The sequence below is a fragment of the Cytobacillus sp. genome (assembly GCF_964223445.1).
Classification (GTDB): domain Bacteria; phylum Bacillota; class Bacilli; order Bacillales; family Cytobacillaceae; genus Cytobacillus.
The window spans coordinates 1-16,967 of the sequence record NZ_CAXQGS010000094.1 but is presented as its reverse complement, the minus strand read 5'-3'; the positions used below and the strand labels follow the sequence as shown (position 1 = coordinate 16,967).

The 16,967-nt window shown below is 41.2% G+C and carries 13 protein-coding genes and 3 pseudogenes; all 16 read left to right on the top strand.

Features of this window, described 5'->3' with window-relative positions; all coding sequences use genetic code 11:
* The first annotated feature begins 237 nt into the window (after window positions 1–237).
* Complete coding sequence (gene fosM / locus ACEQ1T_RS17430) at window positions 238–660, top strand: FosM family fosfomycin resistance protein (protein WP_206844750.1); 423 nt, start codon at window positions 238–240, stop codon at window positions 658–660.
* A 115-nt stretch (window positions 661–775) separates the two neighbouring features.
* Entirely contained in the window at window positions 776–1,291 is a 516-nt protein-coding gene (locus tag ACEQ1T_RS17425; RefSeq protein WP_206844751.1) for a DinB family protein, read from the top strand.
* Between the two features lie 288 nt (window positions 1,292–1,579).
* Window positions 1,580–2,464 (top strand): GGDEF domain-containing protein, encoded by an 885-nt coding sequence (locus ACEQ1T_RS17420; protein WP_206844756.1) that lies wholly within the window; start codon window positions 1,580–1,582, stop codon window positions 2,462–2,464.
* A 286-nt stretch (window positions 2,465–2,750) separates the two neighbouring features.
* A pseudogene (locus ACEQ1T_RS17415) lies at window positions 2,751–3,284 on the top strand (SDR family NAD(P)-dependent oxidoreductase); the annotation flags it as partial.
* A 486-nt stretch (window positions 3,285–3,770) separates the two neighbouring features.
* Window positions 3,771–4,619: an AraC family transcriptional regulator gene (locus tag ACEQ1T_RS17410; RefSeq protein WP_206844760.1), complete on the top strand. Its 849-nt coding sequence runs from the start codon at window positions 3,771–3,773 to the stop codon at window positions 4,617–4,619.
* A 116-nt stretch (window positions 4,620–4,735) separates the two neighbouring features.
* Entirely contained in the window at window positions 4,736–5,764 is a 1,029-nt protein-coding gene (locus ACEQ1T_RS17405; RefSeq protein ID WP_206844761.1) for a TRAP transporter substrate-binding protein, read from the top strand.
* Between the two features lie 166 nt (window positions 5,765–5,930).
* Window positions 5,931–6,452 (top strand): TRAP transporter small permease, encoded by a 522-nt coding sequence (locus ACEQ1T_RS17400; RefSeq protein ID WP_206844762.1) that lies wholly within the window; start codon window positions 5,931–5,933, stop codon window positions 6,450–6,452.
* Window positions 6,449–7,717: a TRAP transporter large permease gene (locus tag ACEQ1T_RS17395; RefSeq protein WP_370223961.1), complete on the top strand. Its 1,269-nt coding sequence runs from the start codon at window positions 6,449–6,451 to the stop codon at window positions 7,715–7,717. The genes ACEQ1T_RS17400 and ACEQ1T_RS17395 overlap by 4 nt, the downstream gene beginning before the upstream one ends.
* Before the next feature lie 323 nt (window positions 7,718–8,040).
* On the top strand, window positions 8,041–9,231 hold the full coding sequence (locus tag ACEQ1T_RS17390; protein ID WP_370223959.1) for a Gfo/Idh/MocA family protein: 1,191 nt from the start codon (window positions 8,041–8,043) through the stop codon (window positions 9,229–9,231).
* Entirely contained in the window at window positions 9,203–10,393 is a 1,191-nt protein-coding gene (locus tag ACEQ1T_RS17385) for a dihydrodipicolinate synthase family protein (RefSeq protein WP_370223958.1), read from the top strand. Before ACEQ1T_RS17390 ends, ACEQ1T_RS17385 begins: the two co-directional genes overlap by 29 nt.
* Complete coding sequence (locus tag ACEQ1T_RS17380; protein ID WP_206844767.1) at window positions 10,380–11,192, top strand: sugar phosphate isomerase/epimerase; 813 nt, start codon at window positions 10,380–10,382, stop codon at window positions 11,190–11,192. Before ACEQ1T_RS17385 ends, ACEQ1T_RS17380 begins: the two co-directional genes overlap by 14 nt.
* Before the next feature lie 341 nt (window positions 11,193–11,533).
* Window positions 11,534–11,973 (top strand): annotated as a pseudogene (locus ACEQ1T_RS17375) (CaiB/BaiF CoA transferase family protein); the annotation flags it as partial.
* A 169-nt stretch (window positions 11,974–12,142) separates the two neighbouring features.
* The gene (gene eutB / locus ACEQ1T_RS17370) at window positions 12,143–13,162 is read left to right on the top strand and encodes a hydroxyectoine utilization dehydratase EutB (RefSeq protein ID WP_370223956.1); all 1,020 of its coding nucleotides are present in this window, start codon (window positions 12,143–12,145) and stop codon (window positions 13,160–13,162) included.
* A gap of 308 nt (window positions 13,163–13,470) precedes the next feature.
* Window positions 13,471–15,183: a PucR family transcriptional regulator gene (locus ACEQ1T_RS17365; RefSeq protein WP_370223954.1), complete on the top strand. Its 1,713-nt coding sequence runs from the start codon at window positions 13,471–13,473 to the stop codon at window positions 15,181–15,183.
* 389 nt (window positions 15,184–15,572) lie between these two features.
* The gene (locus ACEQ1T_RS17360) at window positions 15,573–16,760 is read left to right on the top strand and encodes a M24 family metallopeptidase (protein ID WP_206844773.1); all 1,188 of its coding nucleotides are present in this window, start codon (window positions 15,573–15,575) and stop codon (window positions 16,758–16,760) included.
* Between the two features lie 16 nt (window positions 16,761–16,776).
* Window positions 16,777–16,967: pseudogene (locus ACEQ1T_RS17355) on the top strand (ornithine cyclodeaminase family protein); the annotation flags it as partial.

Here is a 16,967-nt window from a genome sequence, read left to right as displayed (position 1 = left end):
CTGCAGAAGTACAAATACTAGGAAGAATTGCGCTATATAGTACTTCTAAGGACAACTTAGCATCTCAATCTGTGGCAAAGAAACTACAATTAGCCCATTATGGAACAGACATTCATATAAGTTGAGTAACACAGGACTGCTTTTTTGTTAAAGTCACTATTGATTAAACGGGGCAGAATACTTCAATATGACTTTTGTATTATGACTATATAAACAAACTTAGTTTGGGGTGATTTGGTGACAATAAAAGGCATTAATCATTTTTTATTTTCAGTTTCCAATTTAGAAGCTTCTATTGAGTTTTATAAAAATGTGTTTGGAGCAAAGTTGTTAGTTAAGGGAAGAAGTACTGCCTATTTTGATATAAATGGTATATGGCTTGCCCTAAATGAAGAAAAGGATATTCCCCGTACTGAAATTTGCCAATCATATACACATATAGCTTTCTCAATAGAAGAAGCGGATTTTGATAATATGTACCGTAAGCTAAAAGAATTGAAGGTAAACATCCTGTCAGGTCGTCCAAGAGACGAAAGAGATAAAAAGTCTATTTATTTTACTGATCCAGATGGGCATAAGTTTGAATTTCATACAGGTACTTTACAAGACAGACTAGATTATTATAAAAAGGAAAAAACACATATGGAGTTTTACAATTAATGATTTTTGTTGGAATTCCAAATTTCTGGGATTAATCCTTAGAGAAAAAAGGAGGAGGTAATCTTATTAAAAGGGAGAATTTTAAAATAAGAATATATTTGAGAGGTGTTTGAAGATGTATCATAGCTTAAGCGATTTTTATACATCCTGGGAATTTGAGGCTGGAGCTACAAGCAGGATTCTTAAAAATCTTACGGATGAATCATTAAAGCAAGAAGTCACTCCAAATCAATGGCCTTTAGGACGTATTGCGTGGCATACTGTCACATCTATCAAAGTGATTAGTTCACAGGCAGGTTTAAGATTTGACGCTCCTAGTGAAGACTGGTCTGTTCCATCTTCTGCTAATTTCATTGCTGAAAGCTATATTAAATCTTCACATGTGTTTGTTGAGGCTTTGAAAACTCAATGGACTGATCAGATCCTGTTGGAACAAATTGATTTCTTTGGTATTAAAATGACAAAGGGAAGTCTTTTATTATTTCTAAACCAACACCAAACTCATCACCGGGGACAAATGACTATTCTAATGAGACAGGCAGGACTTAGAGTTCCAGGGATCTACGGTCCTTCAAAGGAAGAATGGGCACAATTTGGAATGGCTGAACCAAGACAATCTTTATTTGATTAAGTTTTAGAGATATACTGCATCTAGATATTAATTAATTCACTATTAAACAAAGACTCTCATAACTGATTTTTTATCCTGCTGCCAGCTTAGGCGGCTTTTCTTATTGTGCTGAATGGGCAGTTTTGTATAAAATGGTGTGTAATTCTCTGTGCTGTTTTTGCAGCTCTCTTCTCTTTTACTCCTTTTCAGTCTGTTAAGCTAGTTGAATTTTATTGCTTGCAAGTTTAGTATGAGATAAAATGAAAAAATTGAGAATGTATTTCAACTTTACATAAAAAGGATATAAATATGTTTAAAAATATAGATTTATTTAATCAGGCCTTTTTTTTTGCTCCGATTGGGATGGCCTTAGTCTCATTAGAGGGAAAATGGATTAAGGTGAATCATGCTTTAACTAACATTACTGGTTATACAGAGGATGAGCTTCTTACCACGAACTTTCAAACCTTAACTTATCCCAAGGACTTATATACAGATTTATCTTACACACAAGAATTAGTTGAAGGAAAAAGAGACTCTTTTGAGATGGAAAAAAGGTATGTCCACAAAAGCGGGAAGATCGTCTGGGTGTTATTATCTGTATCCATTGTGCGGGAAGGAAACAAGCCATTATTCCTTATTTCTCAAATACAAGATATAACCGATCGTAAAACCTCAGAGAGATTATTGAAACAAATGGCTCATTATGACTTTCTTACCCAATTGCCAAATCGGAGATTATTTGAAGAACGGCTTAATCATGCAATTGAATCAGCTGATTACAATAAAGGGCTAGTCGCAGTAATGTATCTTGATTTAGATGGGTTTAAGCAAATAAATGATAACTTTGGTCATGACTTAGGAGACATATTGTTAAAAGAAGTCGCCAGTAGGCTTACGGCTTGTACAGAAAATAAGGATACTGTGGCGAGGCTTGCAGGTGATGAATTCACAATTCTACTTCCGGAAACTACAATCGACGATGCAAAACATGTTGCCCAACAGATCATCGATACTCTATCTAATAAAATGTCGGTGCAGAATATTGTTATCTCAATTACTCCCAGTATCGGAATTGCCTTTTGCGATGATTTCAATATGGATGTCAGGAATTTGCTGAAATATGCTGATGGAGCTATGTATCAAGCAAAACTGAACGGAAAGAATAATTATCAAGTTTCACAGAACAGATAAAGCTAAGATATGACATTATTATGAGCGTTGATCCATGAAGGATTAATGCTTTTTTGTTGAATTCAATTAACGGTGCAGTTTAGTTTAAGTTTAAGTCAAATGCTGGATGGAGTTACGAACTAGGTATTTGATATAAATAAATGAAAAATAAAAAATGCCTGCGAATAGAATCTGCTTTTTTCGTTGGCATTTTGTTATTGAGGCTTTTTAAATGCTCTATTATTTTTCTATTTGCGTGGAGTAGTTGTGTTCCTCTATTTTTTTCTTCATAAATTCTTTCCCCCATTCTTTCATCGCACCTCATCGAGCTAGAGAAGAAGCTATTTTGAAAACAGGCATCCCATACTCATTTTTACGAAACAACTGGTATTTTGAAAATGAAATTAACAGCATAAAAGGCGCAATGGCAGGAGCAGCTTGGATTACATCTGCTGCTGAAGGTAAAGTAGGCTGGGTACTTCGACAAGATTTAGCGGAGGCAGCAGCGAATGTATTAATCGGAGAAGGGCACGTGAATACGGTTTACGAACTTTCCGGTAAGCTAATGACTCAAGAGGAATTTTCTTCTGCTCTAGGCGAGGTTTTAGGGAAAGAAGTACCTGTACAACAAGTCGATGATGCTGCTTATGCCGACATTATGAAAGGTGCAGGGGTACCAGAAGCCTATCTTCCTATGCTCGTAAACATGCAAAAAGGTATTCGAGATGGAGGATTAGAGATAGACAGTAACGATTTAGAAAAATTATTAGGTCGCCCTGCTACACCAATAAACGAAGCTTTGAACCAAATTGTCAGCCAAATATCCCAAACAGGAAATTAAATTTTATCAAAAAACGACCTCCATTTATATATGAGAAGGTCGTTTTAATTACAAAGGACTAGAAGTAGGAATTTGGTCCCGGTCAAGGTTTAAGCATTGCTATTATGAAGTTCATTTTTCTAGTTTGAGCCTTCATTGTGTTTCGAATAAATGAAAAATAATTAATAATACAAAAAAATTAAAGGAGAGGTCAATTTATTAATATTGGATTTTGGTAAATCCCATCATTTCTAATCCGGCTAAGAAAACCAGTCTATCTGCAGAAAACAGCAGCTTACGAAAAACCTTCCAAAAGGAATTTGGAGGGTTATTTGACTTGCTTTCAAAAGTATAACACGGTGGATTAGATAATTTAATAAGAAGGTCTGGATTCCTATTGGCTGGTTTATATCATTTTCCTTCGCCGAAATTTATTAAAGGGTAACCTTTGAATATAGAGAATATTAAATATCATCACAAAATATCTCGTTTTATAAGGAGGACCTCATGGACAAAAAGCTTTACAGAAAATTCGATTTTCCGGAAACAGGAATTAATTTGTATGAAAGCAAGCACCTCAGAGGCAAGTTTGTTTCTGAGCATTATCATGATCATTTTCAAATTCTCTATGCTCTTGAAGGGGAAGGTGATATTACCCTTGACGGCAAGGCCTATAACTTTTCCAAAGACAAAGTAGTGCTGATTACTCCCAATTGTGTTCACTCCATAAAAGCGACCACAAAAATGACGGTATTGGTTCTGGCATTTTCATTACCTTCGATGGAAATAAACCTGCAAAAAGAGCTGCTTGCCTTAATGGAGAAAAACTCCCGGCATTTCGAACTCGATTTATATACAGCAAGTGAAATTCGGCCATTAATTAGAAAAATGCTATATGAACAAAAAAATGGAGACCTTTTTGGAAAATTGTCCATGCCTGTATATCTTATTGAAATTATCATTCATTTGCTGCGCCAGCAGAATTATTCTTCTGTTCAGGATGCGAATGATATTCGCTCCATACAAATGAAGGAATACATAGAAAGGCATTATTTCAATAATATCACGGCAGAAAGTCTGTCTGCTGTATTCGGAATCTCAACAAGATACATGAATGATATTTTTAAAAGGAAATTTAATGACACCCCCTTGCAATATCTTCAGAAAGTAAGGATTAAGCATGCAAAGGAATTGCTGCTTCAATCTGATCAGGATATCGTGTCCATTTGTTTTGAGGTTGGATATGAAACATTATCAACCTTTTATCGTACTTTCAGAAATTTGGTGGGGATTTCACCGAATAAATTCCGCTTGTCCTCTCAGCCACCTTCAGATGTTTCAGATACCGTTTCCTAATTGCCTATCTCCAAAATTAAGAATTTTTCTCTCAATCTCATAAGACAATAGTTGAAAGAAAATTCAAAATAGTAAACAAGAGAGAAAAATATTTTATATAGGAGGGCCAAAGGGACATGAAAAGAAAATGGGGATTATTTTCGATTTGCATTTTGATGATTGCTATGGTTACAGCTGGCTGCGGGAATAGTGCAGCAACAGAGGGAACCGGAAAGGCTGAGGAAAATGGGGACTATGTTATAAAATTTGCACATGTTGTAAGCGCTTCAACAGCTAAGGGGAAGGCTGCGGAAAAGTTCAAAGAGCTATTGGAGGAACGTACCGATGGTCAAATCAAAGTGGAGGTGTTTCCTGATTCCCAATTGGGAGCGGATCGGGAAATCACGGAACAAATGCAGTCTGGAACCATTCAGATGAACGCTCCTTTTACCGGCGTTCTGCCTGCCTTTGTTAAACAATTTGAAGTGTTTGACCTGCCTTATTTATTTAAAGATCGTGACCATGTTAAAAGCGCTGTAAATGGGAAAGTGGGTGAAATTTTCAACCAGCACCTGGAGAAACAGGGGCTTCGTGCATTAGGATATTGGGACGGCGGATTCAAGCATCTAACGAACTCCAAACAAGCCATTCAACAGCCGGAGGATCTAGACGGCCTGAAGATGCGTGTTTCCCAGAGCCCGCTGTTAATTTCGCAGTTCCAGGCGATGGGTGCCGGCGGGGTTTCCATTGATTTTGCAGAATTATATACAGCTCTCCAAACCAAAACAGTTGATGGGCAGGAAAATCCTTTAAGCAATATTGTCAGCAAGAAATTTTATGAAGTCCAGGATTATTTAACGTTAAGCAGTCATGGATATATGGCTTATCCATTATTAATTAGCGAGCAATTCTATCAGAAGCTTCCGGCAGATCTTCAGAAAGCTGTAGATGAAGTGTCGGCTGAGGTAACGGATTGGCAATGGGAACAATCTGCTGCGGATGAAGAAGCCTATATGAAAACATTAAAGGAATCAGGGATTGAAATTACCGAACTGACAGAATCAGAAAAAGAGTTATTTATTGAGGCTACAAGTGAAGTATATGAAGACTTTAAGAAAGTGGAAGGCGGACAGGAATTACTGGATGCCATAAAAGAAGCGCAATAGCATGTTTAAAAATACAATCAAGGACGGCTTATAGCCGTCTCTTTTTAACAAAATAAGAAAGTATAAAACTTTGAACGTCGATTACTGTCTAGCTCCAGCGCCTACCCCCTCGAGGTGTCGGGGGTGGGCAAGGCGCTTGCGCTTTTCATAAGAAGGAGGGAATTATATGCAGAAAATCAATCATATCTTGAACTATTTTGAAGAATATGTGGGAGTGATTTCCCTAATCTTTACTTCCTTGCTTGTGTTCGTTCAAGTAGTGCTCAGATATGTTTTCAATTATTCGCTGTCCTGGTCAGAGGAGGTGGCAAGATACTTAATAGTGTGGTTTGTGTTTATAGGGAGCAGTATTGCCGTCAGAGAAAAAGCGCATGCCACTATGGACGCCCTTGTTACGTATTTGCCTGATAAGGGGAAAAAAATCTTTTCAATGATATCCAATCTGATTTCCATCGTTTTTTGTATCTTTTTAATTTGGTCAGGCAGCGGGATTGTTTCAAGTGTTATTGAATTCGGCAGTGTGACTCCGTCCACCGGAATGCCGATGTATATCCCATATCTCGCTCTCCCTGTTGGGGCAAGCCTGATGATGATTCGCTTTCTGCAGCTTTTAGTTCAGGATGTGAAAAGTTTACGTTCAGTAAATCAAACTGTTATTCCTCCAAAAGAGGAGGCTTCAAAACTATGATGCTATTAATTATCTTTGTGCTTCTTTTATTATTGGGGGTTCCAATTGCTATATCCATTGCGTTAAGTACGATTATCGTTATTTTTCAAAGCAATGTTCCGATGGATACATTAGCGAGAACAATGTTTTCAGGAGTAGATTCCTTTTCACTGATGGCCATTCCTTTCTTTGTCTTTGCAGGGGATTTAATGCTGGCAGGGGGAACGTCCAAGAGATTGATTGATTTTACGAAGAAATGGGTCGGCTGGACAACCGGGGGCCTGCCAATTGCAGGGGTGCTATCATCCATGTTTTTTGCTGCCCTTTCGGGTTCAAGCCCTGCAACGGTTGCTGCAATTGGGGGCATTATGATTCCATCATTAAAGGAAGCACGCTTTTCGGAAAGATTCTCGGTTGGATTAATGTGTGCATCCGGCTCGCTCGGCATCATCATTCCTCCCAGTATAACGTTTTTAGTCTATGGCTCTGTTGCTGAAGTTTCAATCGGCAAATTGTTTATTGCCGGAATCATTCCGGGAATCTTCATCGGACTGATTCTTATGACTGTCGGCTATGTTATTGCCAAGAAACAGGGACATAAGCCAGATCCAAGACCAACCGGAAAGGAATTATGGAAATCAACGGTTTCTGCCATCTGGGGAATTTTGATGCCAGTGATTGTCCTTGGCGGCATTTACTTTGGTGTATTTACGCCTACCGAAGCCGCGGCGGTTGCGATTGTATACAGTATGATCGTTGGCTTTTTCATCTATAAGGAACTGGCTATTAAGGAATTATTTGCCGTAACTAAAAGATCGATTGTGACATCTGCCATGATTATGCTTGTCATTTCTGCTTCGAAGGTGTTCAGCTGGTATTTAACATATGAACAGATCCCGTCTACCGTCGCAGGAACATTAATAGAGTATGCATCAAATCCCGTTGTTTTCTTAATTCTGGTTAACATCATCCTGCTGATCGTGGGGATGTTCATGGATTCGAGCGCAGCAGTGCTGATCCTCGTCCCGCTGTTTTTGCCGGTAGTGCTTGAAATGGGAATTGATCCGATTCATTTCGGCGTGATCATGATTATCAATCTGGCAATCGGAATGCTGACTCCTCCTTTCGGATTGAATCTTTTTGTGGCATCAGGCATCAGCAAAATGTCGCTGGCTGGAGTAACTCGGGGTACGATGCCGTTTATATTTGTGCTGATAGCAGCGTTAATGGTCATTACGTATGTGCCACAGCTGTCTCTTTATTTAGCAGATTTTGTTTACCAATGATCTCATTAATTACCGTCCTTCAACTGAGAAGTGACGGTATTTTTTTTGAAAGATCTAAAAAAGTTTTTAGCACCCTGTTGATTGGAGTGGAAGGTGCGAAAGCTCCGCGGAGGCTCCCGGACCGCCCGCGGAAAGCGACTACCTGCAACGGAAATCAACAGCCAAATTTAACAGAGCTAAGTCTAATAGATTTACCCTCTTATCTTCGATATTGCAAAAAGCCTTCCGATATGGATGAGATAATCCTTTCAGAAATTTTTAGAATAAAAGTAAGCTAAACAACAAATTATTTGGCTCTAAAGTCAAAAAGGAGGAAGAGAATTATGGCAGTTAAAAATATTGGAATTATCATGAACGGTGTGACCGGAAGGATGGGAACAAATCAGCATCTAGTGAGATCTATCGTGGCAATCCGCGAGCAAGGCGGGGTGGAGCTTGCCAATGGTGATGTCATTATGCCGGATCCGATTTTAGTAGGACGAAACCAGGATAAACTGCAAACGCTTGCTGAAAAGCACAATATAAGCCGATGGAGCACAGACCTTGATGAGTGCCTGGCTGATCCGCAAAATGTGATCTATTTTGATTCTCAAACAACCGTCCGCAGGGCAGATGCGATTCGGAAAGCCATAAAAGCCGGCAAGCACATTTACTGCGAAAAACCTACTGCCACAAGCTTGGAAGAATCTATTGAACTGGCAAAGCTGGCGTACGGAGCTGGCGTGAAAAATGGGGTTGTGCAGGATAAATTATTCCTGCCGGGACTATTAAAATTAAAGAGACTGATAGATTCAGGGTTCTTCGGCAAAATCCTATCCGTTCAGATGGAATTTGGCTATTGGGTATTTGAAGGGGACTGGCAGGCTGGACAGAGGCCATCCTGGAATTACCGCAAGGAAGATGGCGGCGGGATTATTGTTGATATGTTCGCCCATTGGCGATATGTCCTCGACAACCTATTTGGCAATGTAGAGTCAGTTTCCTGCCTGGGTAAAACCCATATTCCAAAACGGGTCGATGAAAATGGAAAAACGTACATGTGCACGGCCGATGATGCTGCATATGCAACATTTGAACTCGAAGGCGGCATTGTTGCACAGGTGAATTCTTCCTGGACTGTCCGGGTTAACCGGGAAGATTTATTAACGATTCAAGTAGATGGCACACACGGAAGCGCTGTAGCTGGTTTAAGAGATTGCAAGATTCAGCATCGCATCAATACACCGAAGCCTGTTTGGAATCCTGACATCGAGAATCCTTTTACATTTAAAGAACAATGGCAAACAGTCCCGGATAACCAGGTATTTGATAATGGCTTCAAGGTCCAGTGGGAGCTATTTTTGAAGCATATTGCAGCCGACGAACCGTTTCCATGGGATTTGCTCGAGGGTGCCAAAGGGACTCAGCTGGCTGAATTAGGGCTTAAATCGTGGGAGGAGCGGCGCTGGATTGATGTACCTGAATTAAGCCTGGAGGTGAGAAAGAATGGTGAAACAGTTAACTCTGCCAGATAAAACCGGCAAGACATATGAATACCACGCTGGAAATCATAAAGCTTTCATCCTGCCGGAAGGCACTTTCAAAAGCAGGATCGCCTTTTCAGCTGCACATGTGGTTTGTGATCCTCTTGCAGATTCCGATCCCGTTTTAAAGGCAAAGATCGACTGGGAAAACACTTTAGCTTATCGAAGACATCTATGGTCTATGGGTCTCTCGGTGGCAGAGGCGATGGATACGGCCCAGCGCGGAATGGGTCTTAATTGGGAGCACGCAAAGGAGCTCATTCGCCGGTCGGCGGCGGAGGCAAAAGCAGAAGGCGGCAGGATAGCATGCGGAGCCGGGACAGATCAGCTGCTCCCCGGCCCATCCGTCACCTTAGCGGATGTTCAGTCTGCCTATGAGGAGCAATGCGAATTTGTGGAACAGCATAACTCGCAAATCATCCTGATGGCAAGCAGGGCCCTGGCAGATTGTGCACAAGGTCCTGAGGATTATGAGAGGATTTATGCCAATATTTTAAGACAGGTCTCTAAGCCGGTTATCCTGCACTGGCTTGGCGATATGTTCGATCCATCCTTAAAAGGATATTGGGGTTATAAGAATCTGGATGATGCAATGGAAGTCTGTCTGAATGTCATTTGGGATAACAAAGACAAGGTTGACGGAATTAAAATCTCTCTTCTTGATGCTTCCCGTGAAATTGAAATGCGCAGGCTTCTTCCTCCAGGTGTAAAAATGTATACCGGCGATGATTTCAATTATCCTGAATTGATTAAAGGGGATGAACACGGATACAGCCATGCACTGCTGGGGATTTTTGACGCCATCGCACCAGCGGCAGCTGCAGCCCTGCATGCTCTGGATGAACATGAATATGAATCCTATCATGCATTATTGGAAAAAACAGTTCCGCTGTCACGCCATATTTTCCAGGCGCCAACTTATTCCTATAAAACCGGTATCATCTTCATGGCCTATCTGAACGGGCACCAATCCCATTTCCGCATGATTGGCGGGGCTGAGAGTGCCAGGTCCATCGTGCATCTGTCTGAACTGTTTGTATTGGCAGACCAGGCCGGACTGCTGTCGGACCCTGAGCTTGCTGCTGAAAGAATGAAGCTGGTATTGAATTTAGCCGGGATTCGTCAGGAGGAATATTCAAGTGGAAAACTATGAGCGTCTTAGTCTGAATCAAATTACAACAGAGCAATGGAATTTAAAAGAAGCGATCGAGGGATGTGCCCGGGCGGAAGTTCCCTGGATCGCCCCCTGGAGACATAAGGTAGCGGAATTAGGCTTAAGCTCAAGCAAGCGGCTCATAAAGGATGCCGGATTAAAGGTTTCCAGTTTATGCCGAGGCGGCATGTTCCCGGCTGGGTCTGCAGCTGAACGGCAAAAAAGAATAGACGATAATAAAAGAGCGGTGGAAGAAGCGGCTGAGCTGGGGACGGATGTTCTCGTTCTGGTCTGCGGGCCGTCTCCTGACCGTGACATTGTATCTGCCCGGCAAATGGTCGAGGAAGGAATCGCCCAGCTGGTTCCTTTCGCGGAATCGCATGGGGTGAAATTAGGAATCGAGCCGCTGCACCCTATGTACGCGGCAGAACGGTCGGTGGTCGTTTCAATGGACCTGGCTAACACTCTTGCGGAAGCATACCGGCCTGAACAGGTAGGGGTCGTTGTCGATGTCTTTCATGTATGGTGGGATCCGGACTTATATAACCAGATCAGCCGGGCCAAAGGGCGAATTCTGGGCTTCCATGTTTCCGATTGGCTGGTTCCTACACCTGATATGCTAAAGGGACGGGGCATGATGGGCGACGGTGTCATTGAAATCAGCCGCATCCGTAAAGCTGTAGAGAGAGCAGGCTACTCAGGGCCCATTGAGGTGGAAATTTTCAATGATCAAATCTGGAGCCAGCCTGCCGATGATACTTTAATTCAAATGAAAGAAAGCTATTTGAAGCATGTGTAGTAAAAAAGAAGCGACCATATTTGTCGCTTCAGTTTAAAAAGACCAAAAGGGTTCGGAAAAGTCTCATTCCGAATCCTTTTTTGATTTTTTGTGGGAAATTATGCAATAACAGAGAGAATTGCAGACCTCTACGAGGTTATCATTTAGGCAATTTCTGGACCTTTCCAAGTCCAGTTGGCAATCATCTTCAAATTCATGGCAGTTCAAAATCGAAACTAAAATATTTCAAATTTGAAATACCATCAGGCGATCAAGTTTAAAAATCGTCATTTATCCTGGCTATTTTAAATTGGCACAATTTTTGCAAGCAATAAGTGTAACAGGTACAAGGAGGTTAAAGAATGAAATTTGAAAAGCCGTTATCAGGTTTGAAGGTGTTAGAGATCGGTCAGTTAATAGCCGGACCATTCACAACGAGAATGCTTGCTGAGTTCGGTGCAGAGGTCATAAAAGTTGAACCGCCGGGAAGGGGAGATCCCATTAGAGAATGGAGACACATCTATAAAGGAAGCTCACTTTGGTGGAAGGTTCAGTCACGCAATAAAAAGTCCATCAAAATCAATTTAAAATCTGAAGAGGGCCAGGGAATTATAAGGAATTAGTGAGGTCATGTGACATCGTCGTAGAGAATTTCAGGCCAGGGACATTAGAAAAATGGGGCCTGGGATATGAAGATTTATGCCAAATAAATCCAGGATTGATATTAATAAGAATCTCAGGATATGGCCAGGATGGACCTTACAGAGATAAACCAGGCTTTGGGAGTATAGTAGAAGCAATGAGGAGCAAAAAAGAGGGTTATCGTTTTCTTTAGGGCCATAAAATAATTTCCAATCGTATTATAAACTTTGTATGAAAAAATCCCACTTTTTATTGGCACTTTGGACAATTGAATTTTCTGAAATATCGAACTACTATTAGATCAAGGAAACTCTTTTAAGGAGGGGAACATGATGCATTCAAGAACTGTAAAGGAAAGAATAGATATTTCCATCCGCGATATTTGGGAAGCAAAGAAACGAATTTCTTCCCTGGTATATAAGACACCATTGATTCAATCGGCTATCCTGTCTGAAAAAATGGGCCGGAGGGTTTTTTTGAAACTGGAGAATGTTCATGAAATTGGCGCCTTTAAAGTCAGAGGGGCAGCGAATAAAATTTTGAGTTTAAGTCCCGAAGCGAGAGAACGGGGAATCGCTACATATTCAACAGGGAATCATGGTATGGCTGTTGCGTATGTGGCAAAAAAGCTTGGAATTGAGGCAGTTGTATGCTTATCAAACCGTGTCCCAAAAGCTAAGGTCGATTCATTAAAAAGGCTGGGAGCCAAAATAGAAATCTGCGGTGACAGCCAGGATGCCGCCGGGGAACGATGCTATGAGCTGGAGAGGATGGAAGGGCTGACTGTGATCCAGCCGTTCGATGATCCCCATGTGATTGCCGGACAGGGAACGATTGGTTTGGAAATTTTGGAGGAACTTCCTAATGTAACAGATGTGATTGTCCCCCTTTCAGGCGGCGGGCTTCTTTCAGGGATTGGGCTCGCATTAAAATCAAATGACAGAGGGATAAGGGTTTCAGGTGTTTGTATGGAAAAATCCGCTGTAATGTATGAGAGTTTAAAAGAAGGGAAACCGGTATTGCTTGAAGAGAGTGAGACTCTTGCAGACAGCTTGCTTGGCGGAATCGGTCTGGATAACAGCTACACCTTCCGTATGGTTCAAGGATACATGGATAACGCTTATCTGATTCCTGAAGAAGAGATTGCATACACCATGGCTTTTATGATAGATAAGCACAGAATGATTATGGAGGGAGCAGCAGCTACTGGAGTTGCAGCGGTTTTAGGCGGGAAAATTCCCCGGCAGGAGGGGGACGTTGCTGTAATCATCAGCGGACAAAATGTGGATCTTTCTGTCATTCATCGGATACTTCAAGATTATGCTATCAGTAATGAAGAGAATGAATGATATAACTGCCGAAATTGATTGTATTAGATTTATTCAGGTGAAGGAGTGATCGAAAGATGACTATAAATATAAGTGCCACTGAAGTTCTCCTCAGTTAGGGCTTCCGCATTTAAGAAAGCTTGATTAAAGCTTTGTCTATAGTACACCATCCGTTCCCTTTAATATGGAAATATACTGAAATTGTTATATTGCTAAAATATAAACTGGAAAAGCGTAAAATTAATAGTGGACGTTGCTATCTGAATATGGTTTCCTATAATAAAAGTCTTCTATATTATTAATCTTAAGGTGTTCAGAGGGGAGCCAACATGAGATTAACAGTTAAAGATGTACTGGAATACAAGATTCTCAATAGTGCCAAGATTGTTACCGGAAAGGAATATGCTGAAAAAAGGAAAATCCAATGGATTTCAGCCATCGAAATGCCGGTGGAGAACTTTGTCCGAAAAAATGAAGCGGTATTGACGACGGGGATTGGCTGCGGGGAGGATGCTGAAACTTTCAAAAGGTTTGTTCAGGATGTGATCGATTCCGACGCTTCCGCTCTGATGGTCGCTTTGGGAAGATACATTTTTGATATTCCCACTGAGGTCATTGAACTGGCCAAAAAGAATAATTTTATTATTATTGAGATTCCATGGGAAATCCGTTTTTCCAGTATTATCGAATCGGTCATGAAAGAAATTAATGACATCGAATATAAAGAGCGTAAAAAATCAGAAAAGGTTCAGCAGGAACTTCTTAAGCTCATTCTAAAAGACACCGATCTGAAGGAAATCTCAAAATTCGTTGAAAAGCATATTGGGTACCCGATCGTCATTACAGACCGATCCGGCACTCATCAGGAAAAAAGCATCCACACACAATCCTTTATAAAGGAGTGGAAAACATATGTCCTGCAAGGAATTCTTCCATCAAGGGCAGAAAACACTCTATTAAAAGGAGACCCTATGTTTCAAAAGTTCCAAATGATAAAGATAGAAAACCGGATCGTTTTTCAAATTCCGGTGCTCCAGGTAGCCGACAATCCACAAGGCTATATTTTTGTATTGGTTCCTAGTTCCGAATCAATCGAATCCTTTCTCACACTTTTTCGGGTTAACGTGTTAGAGCATGCTGCAACTACGATTGCTCTTTGGCTTTCAAGGAGAAATGCCATTGAAGAGACAAAAATGCGCCTTCGCAGCGATTTTGTCCATGAGCTTTCTAAGGGCGAATTCCTATCACTTGAACAAGCCGATACAAGGGCAAAATTGCTGGGATATAATCTTAAACTCCCATATGTGTGTATTGTCGGGTATCCGGAAAATATGAAATTATTATTCCAAAAGCGCAAGCAGGACTATGATTCCTATGAACATTGGCTTGAAAGCATGATTCAATATATCGAAGAAGAAATCTACTATGCCGCCCAGTCTCTTAAAAAGGACATGCTGATGACCTATCAGGGTGAACAGCTTGTCATCTTCCTGGAAACTCCTGGGGTAAAGGGAAATGAAAACGCTACAAATTTCCTTGATCTTGTAGAACGGCGCCTGGGAAATCTGCTTCCTGAAGTTGTCATATCCTGGGGCATCGGCAATGCGTTTGAAGGAATTTTAGGATTTGGGGAAAGCTTCCGTCATGCAGGCACTGCTTTAAGCATCGGGCGGCGGAAAAAGGGTCCCGGGCAGCGGATGATGTATGAGCAAACCAGAGTGGACAGGGTGCTGTTAAATTTGGCCGGCAATAAAGAGATGGAAGAAATCATTATGTCAACTATTGAGCCTCTTGTACAATATGACGAGCAGCGGCACATGGATTTGATCGGCACTTTCATCGCCTATAATCAATTTCATGGAAATGTAAGTCAGACAGCGAGATCGCTAAATCTTCACCGGCAGTCCCTGCTGTACCGGCTAAGGAAGATTGAAGCTTTGACTGGTTTATCCCTTATTGATCCGGATGATTTATTTCTTTTGGATCTGAGCATAAAGATTTGGAAAATAGGAGAACATGCCGTTATGGCAGGTCAAGATTAATTTTATTGAAAAAAAGAGAACTGTGGCAAAAATCCTTTATGGATTTTTCCGCAGTTTTTTTTCATTTAAACTTCACAAACCTCGGCCCTGCCCTTCACAGGCTCTCTGCAGCTGTTGGACCCCTTGGACAGGAGAGTCACGAACCATCCGCTCCAATCAAATACAATGCTAAATCAGCATCCATTTTTGACCATCAATCTATTTAAGGAAAATTTCTTATTAAGACTTTAAAGCTATATAATTCTCAATTTTTCGCTAATTTGACTAAAATAAAATTTGAATTTTCATACAATTTTGCGGATGATAGATTTCTTACCCTGACACTATAATGAACCTACAAACTAAATACCCGAAAATTATATACCGGTTTGGTAGGAGGGAGCGCCACCATGTCATTTGGAACAGCAGAGTATAAAAAGAGAATCTTGAAAACAAAAGAAAAAATGGCAGCAGAAGGGATTGAAGTATTGCTTATTACCGATCCCGCTAATATGAATTATTTATCCGGTTACGACGGATGGTCCTTCTACGTGCATCAAATGCTTGTCATCATTATTGATGAGGAACAGCCGATCTGGATTGGCAGGGGGCAGGATGCAAATGGAGCCAAGGTAACGACATGGCTTTATCATGAAAATATCATTCCCTATCCTGACGATTATGTACAATCTGAAACCAAACATCCAATGGATTTTGTGGCAGAAATCTTAAAGCAAATCGGACAGCAAAATCGTTTCATTGGTGTTGAGATGGATAACTATTATTTCACTGCAAAATGCTATGAGCAGCTGAAAAAAGGTCTTCCAAATGCTAGTTTCCGGGATGCATCCCTGCTGGTCAACTGGGTCCGCATTATAAAGTCCGATACAGAGATTGAGTATATGAAGAGAGCAGCCAAAATTGTGGAGAAAACAATGGCAGCAGGAATTGAGCTGGTGAATGAAGGTGTACGGGAATGTGATGTGGCAGCGAAAATCTTTCATACACAAATAACAGGCACGGATGAATTCGGAGGGGATTATCCGGCAATCATGCCTCTTCTCCCATCTGGAGAAAGAACTTCCACACCGCACTTAACCTGGACGGACCGGCGTTATAATTCAGGCGAGCTTGTGATCCTGGAGTTGGCCGGATGCTATAAGCGCTACCATTCCCCACTTGCCAGAACCGTTCATATCGGCCAGCCCTCCGAAGAAATCAAAGCACTTTCGGAAGTGGTTGTCGAAGGCTTGAACGCTTGTCTGGATATGATTAAGCCAGGGATTGCCTGCGAAGAAATTGAGGAAGCGTGGAAAAAATCGATTGAAAAAAGCGGAATTATAAAGGAATCGCGTCTTGGATATTCCATGGGTCTGAACTATCCTCCAGATTGGGGTGAGCATACAGCGAGCATCCGCAATGGAGATAAAACCATCCTTCAGCCCAATATGACATTCCATTTGATCCCGGGTATCTGGCTTGATCAATACGGTTTCGAAGCAAGTGAATCATTCAGGGTAACCGAAAATGGATGCGAAACATTTGCAGAACTCCCAAGGCACTTATATATAAAAGAAGCATCACTTTCAAAAATTTAGGAGGTGAAGCGGAAGGATGCTAATTTTTACAGAACAGGAACTTAAACAGTATGTGCAGCTGAATAATGAAGCGATTGCTATTGTGGAAGCAGGATTTACGAAACTTGCAGTAGATGAAGCCGTCATGCCGCCGATTATGCGTGTGGACCTGCACGACCAAAATGGGGAAGTGGATGTCAAAACCGCTTATGTAAAAGGGGAAGACAT

What these genes read in the sequence shown, in the direction of transcription:
- ACEQ1T_RS17385 (WP_370223958.1), top strand. Translation starts at nt 9,203, where the DNA reads ATGGTGAAACAGTTAACTCTGCCAGATAAAACCGGCAAGACATATGAA.
- ACEQ1T_RS17405 (WP_206844761.1), top strand. Translation starts at nt 4,736, where the DNA reads ATGAAAAGAAAATGGGGATTATTTTCGATTTGCATTTTGATGATTGCT.
- ACEQ1T_RS17395 (WP_370223961.1), top strand. Translation starts at nt 6,449, where the DNA reads ATGATGCTATTAATTATCTTTGTGCTTCTTTTATTATTGGGGGTTCCA.
- ACEQ1T_RS17420 (WP_206844756.1), top strand. Translation starts at nt 1,580, where the DNA reads ATGTTTAAAAATATAGATTTATTTAATCAGGCCTTTTTTTTTGCTCCG.
- ACEQ1T_RS17365 (WP_370223954.1), top strand. Translation starts at nt 13,471, where the DNA reads ATGAGATTAACAGTTAAAGATGTACTGGAATACAAGATTCTCAATAGT.
- ACEQ1T_RS17390 (WP_370223959.1), top strand. Translation starts at nt 8,041, where the DNA reads ATGGCAGTTAAAAATATTGGAATTATCATGAACGGTGTGACCGGAAGG.
- eutB (WP_370223956.1), top strand. Translation starts at nt 12,143, where the DNA reads ATGATGCATTCAAGAACTGTAAAGGAAAGAATAGATATTTCCATCCGC.
- ACEQ1T_RS17410 (WP_206844760.1), top strand. Translation starts at nt 3,771, where the DNA reads ATGGACAAAAAGCTTTACAGAAAATTCGATTTTCCGGAAACAGGAATT.
- ACEQ1T_RS17425 (WP_206844751.1), top strand. Translation starts at nt 776, where the DNA reads ATGTATCATAGCTTAAGCGATTTTTATACATCCTGGGAATTTGAGGCT.
- ACEQ1T_RS17400 (WP_206844762.1), top strand. Translation starts at nt 5,931, where the DNA reads ATGCAGAAAATCAATCATATCTTGAACTATTTTGAAGAATATGTGGGA.
- ACEQ1T_RS17360 (WP_206844773.1), top strand. Translation starts at nt 15,573, where the DNA reads ATGTCATTTGGAACAGCAGAGTATAAAAAGAGAATCTTGAAAACAAAA.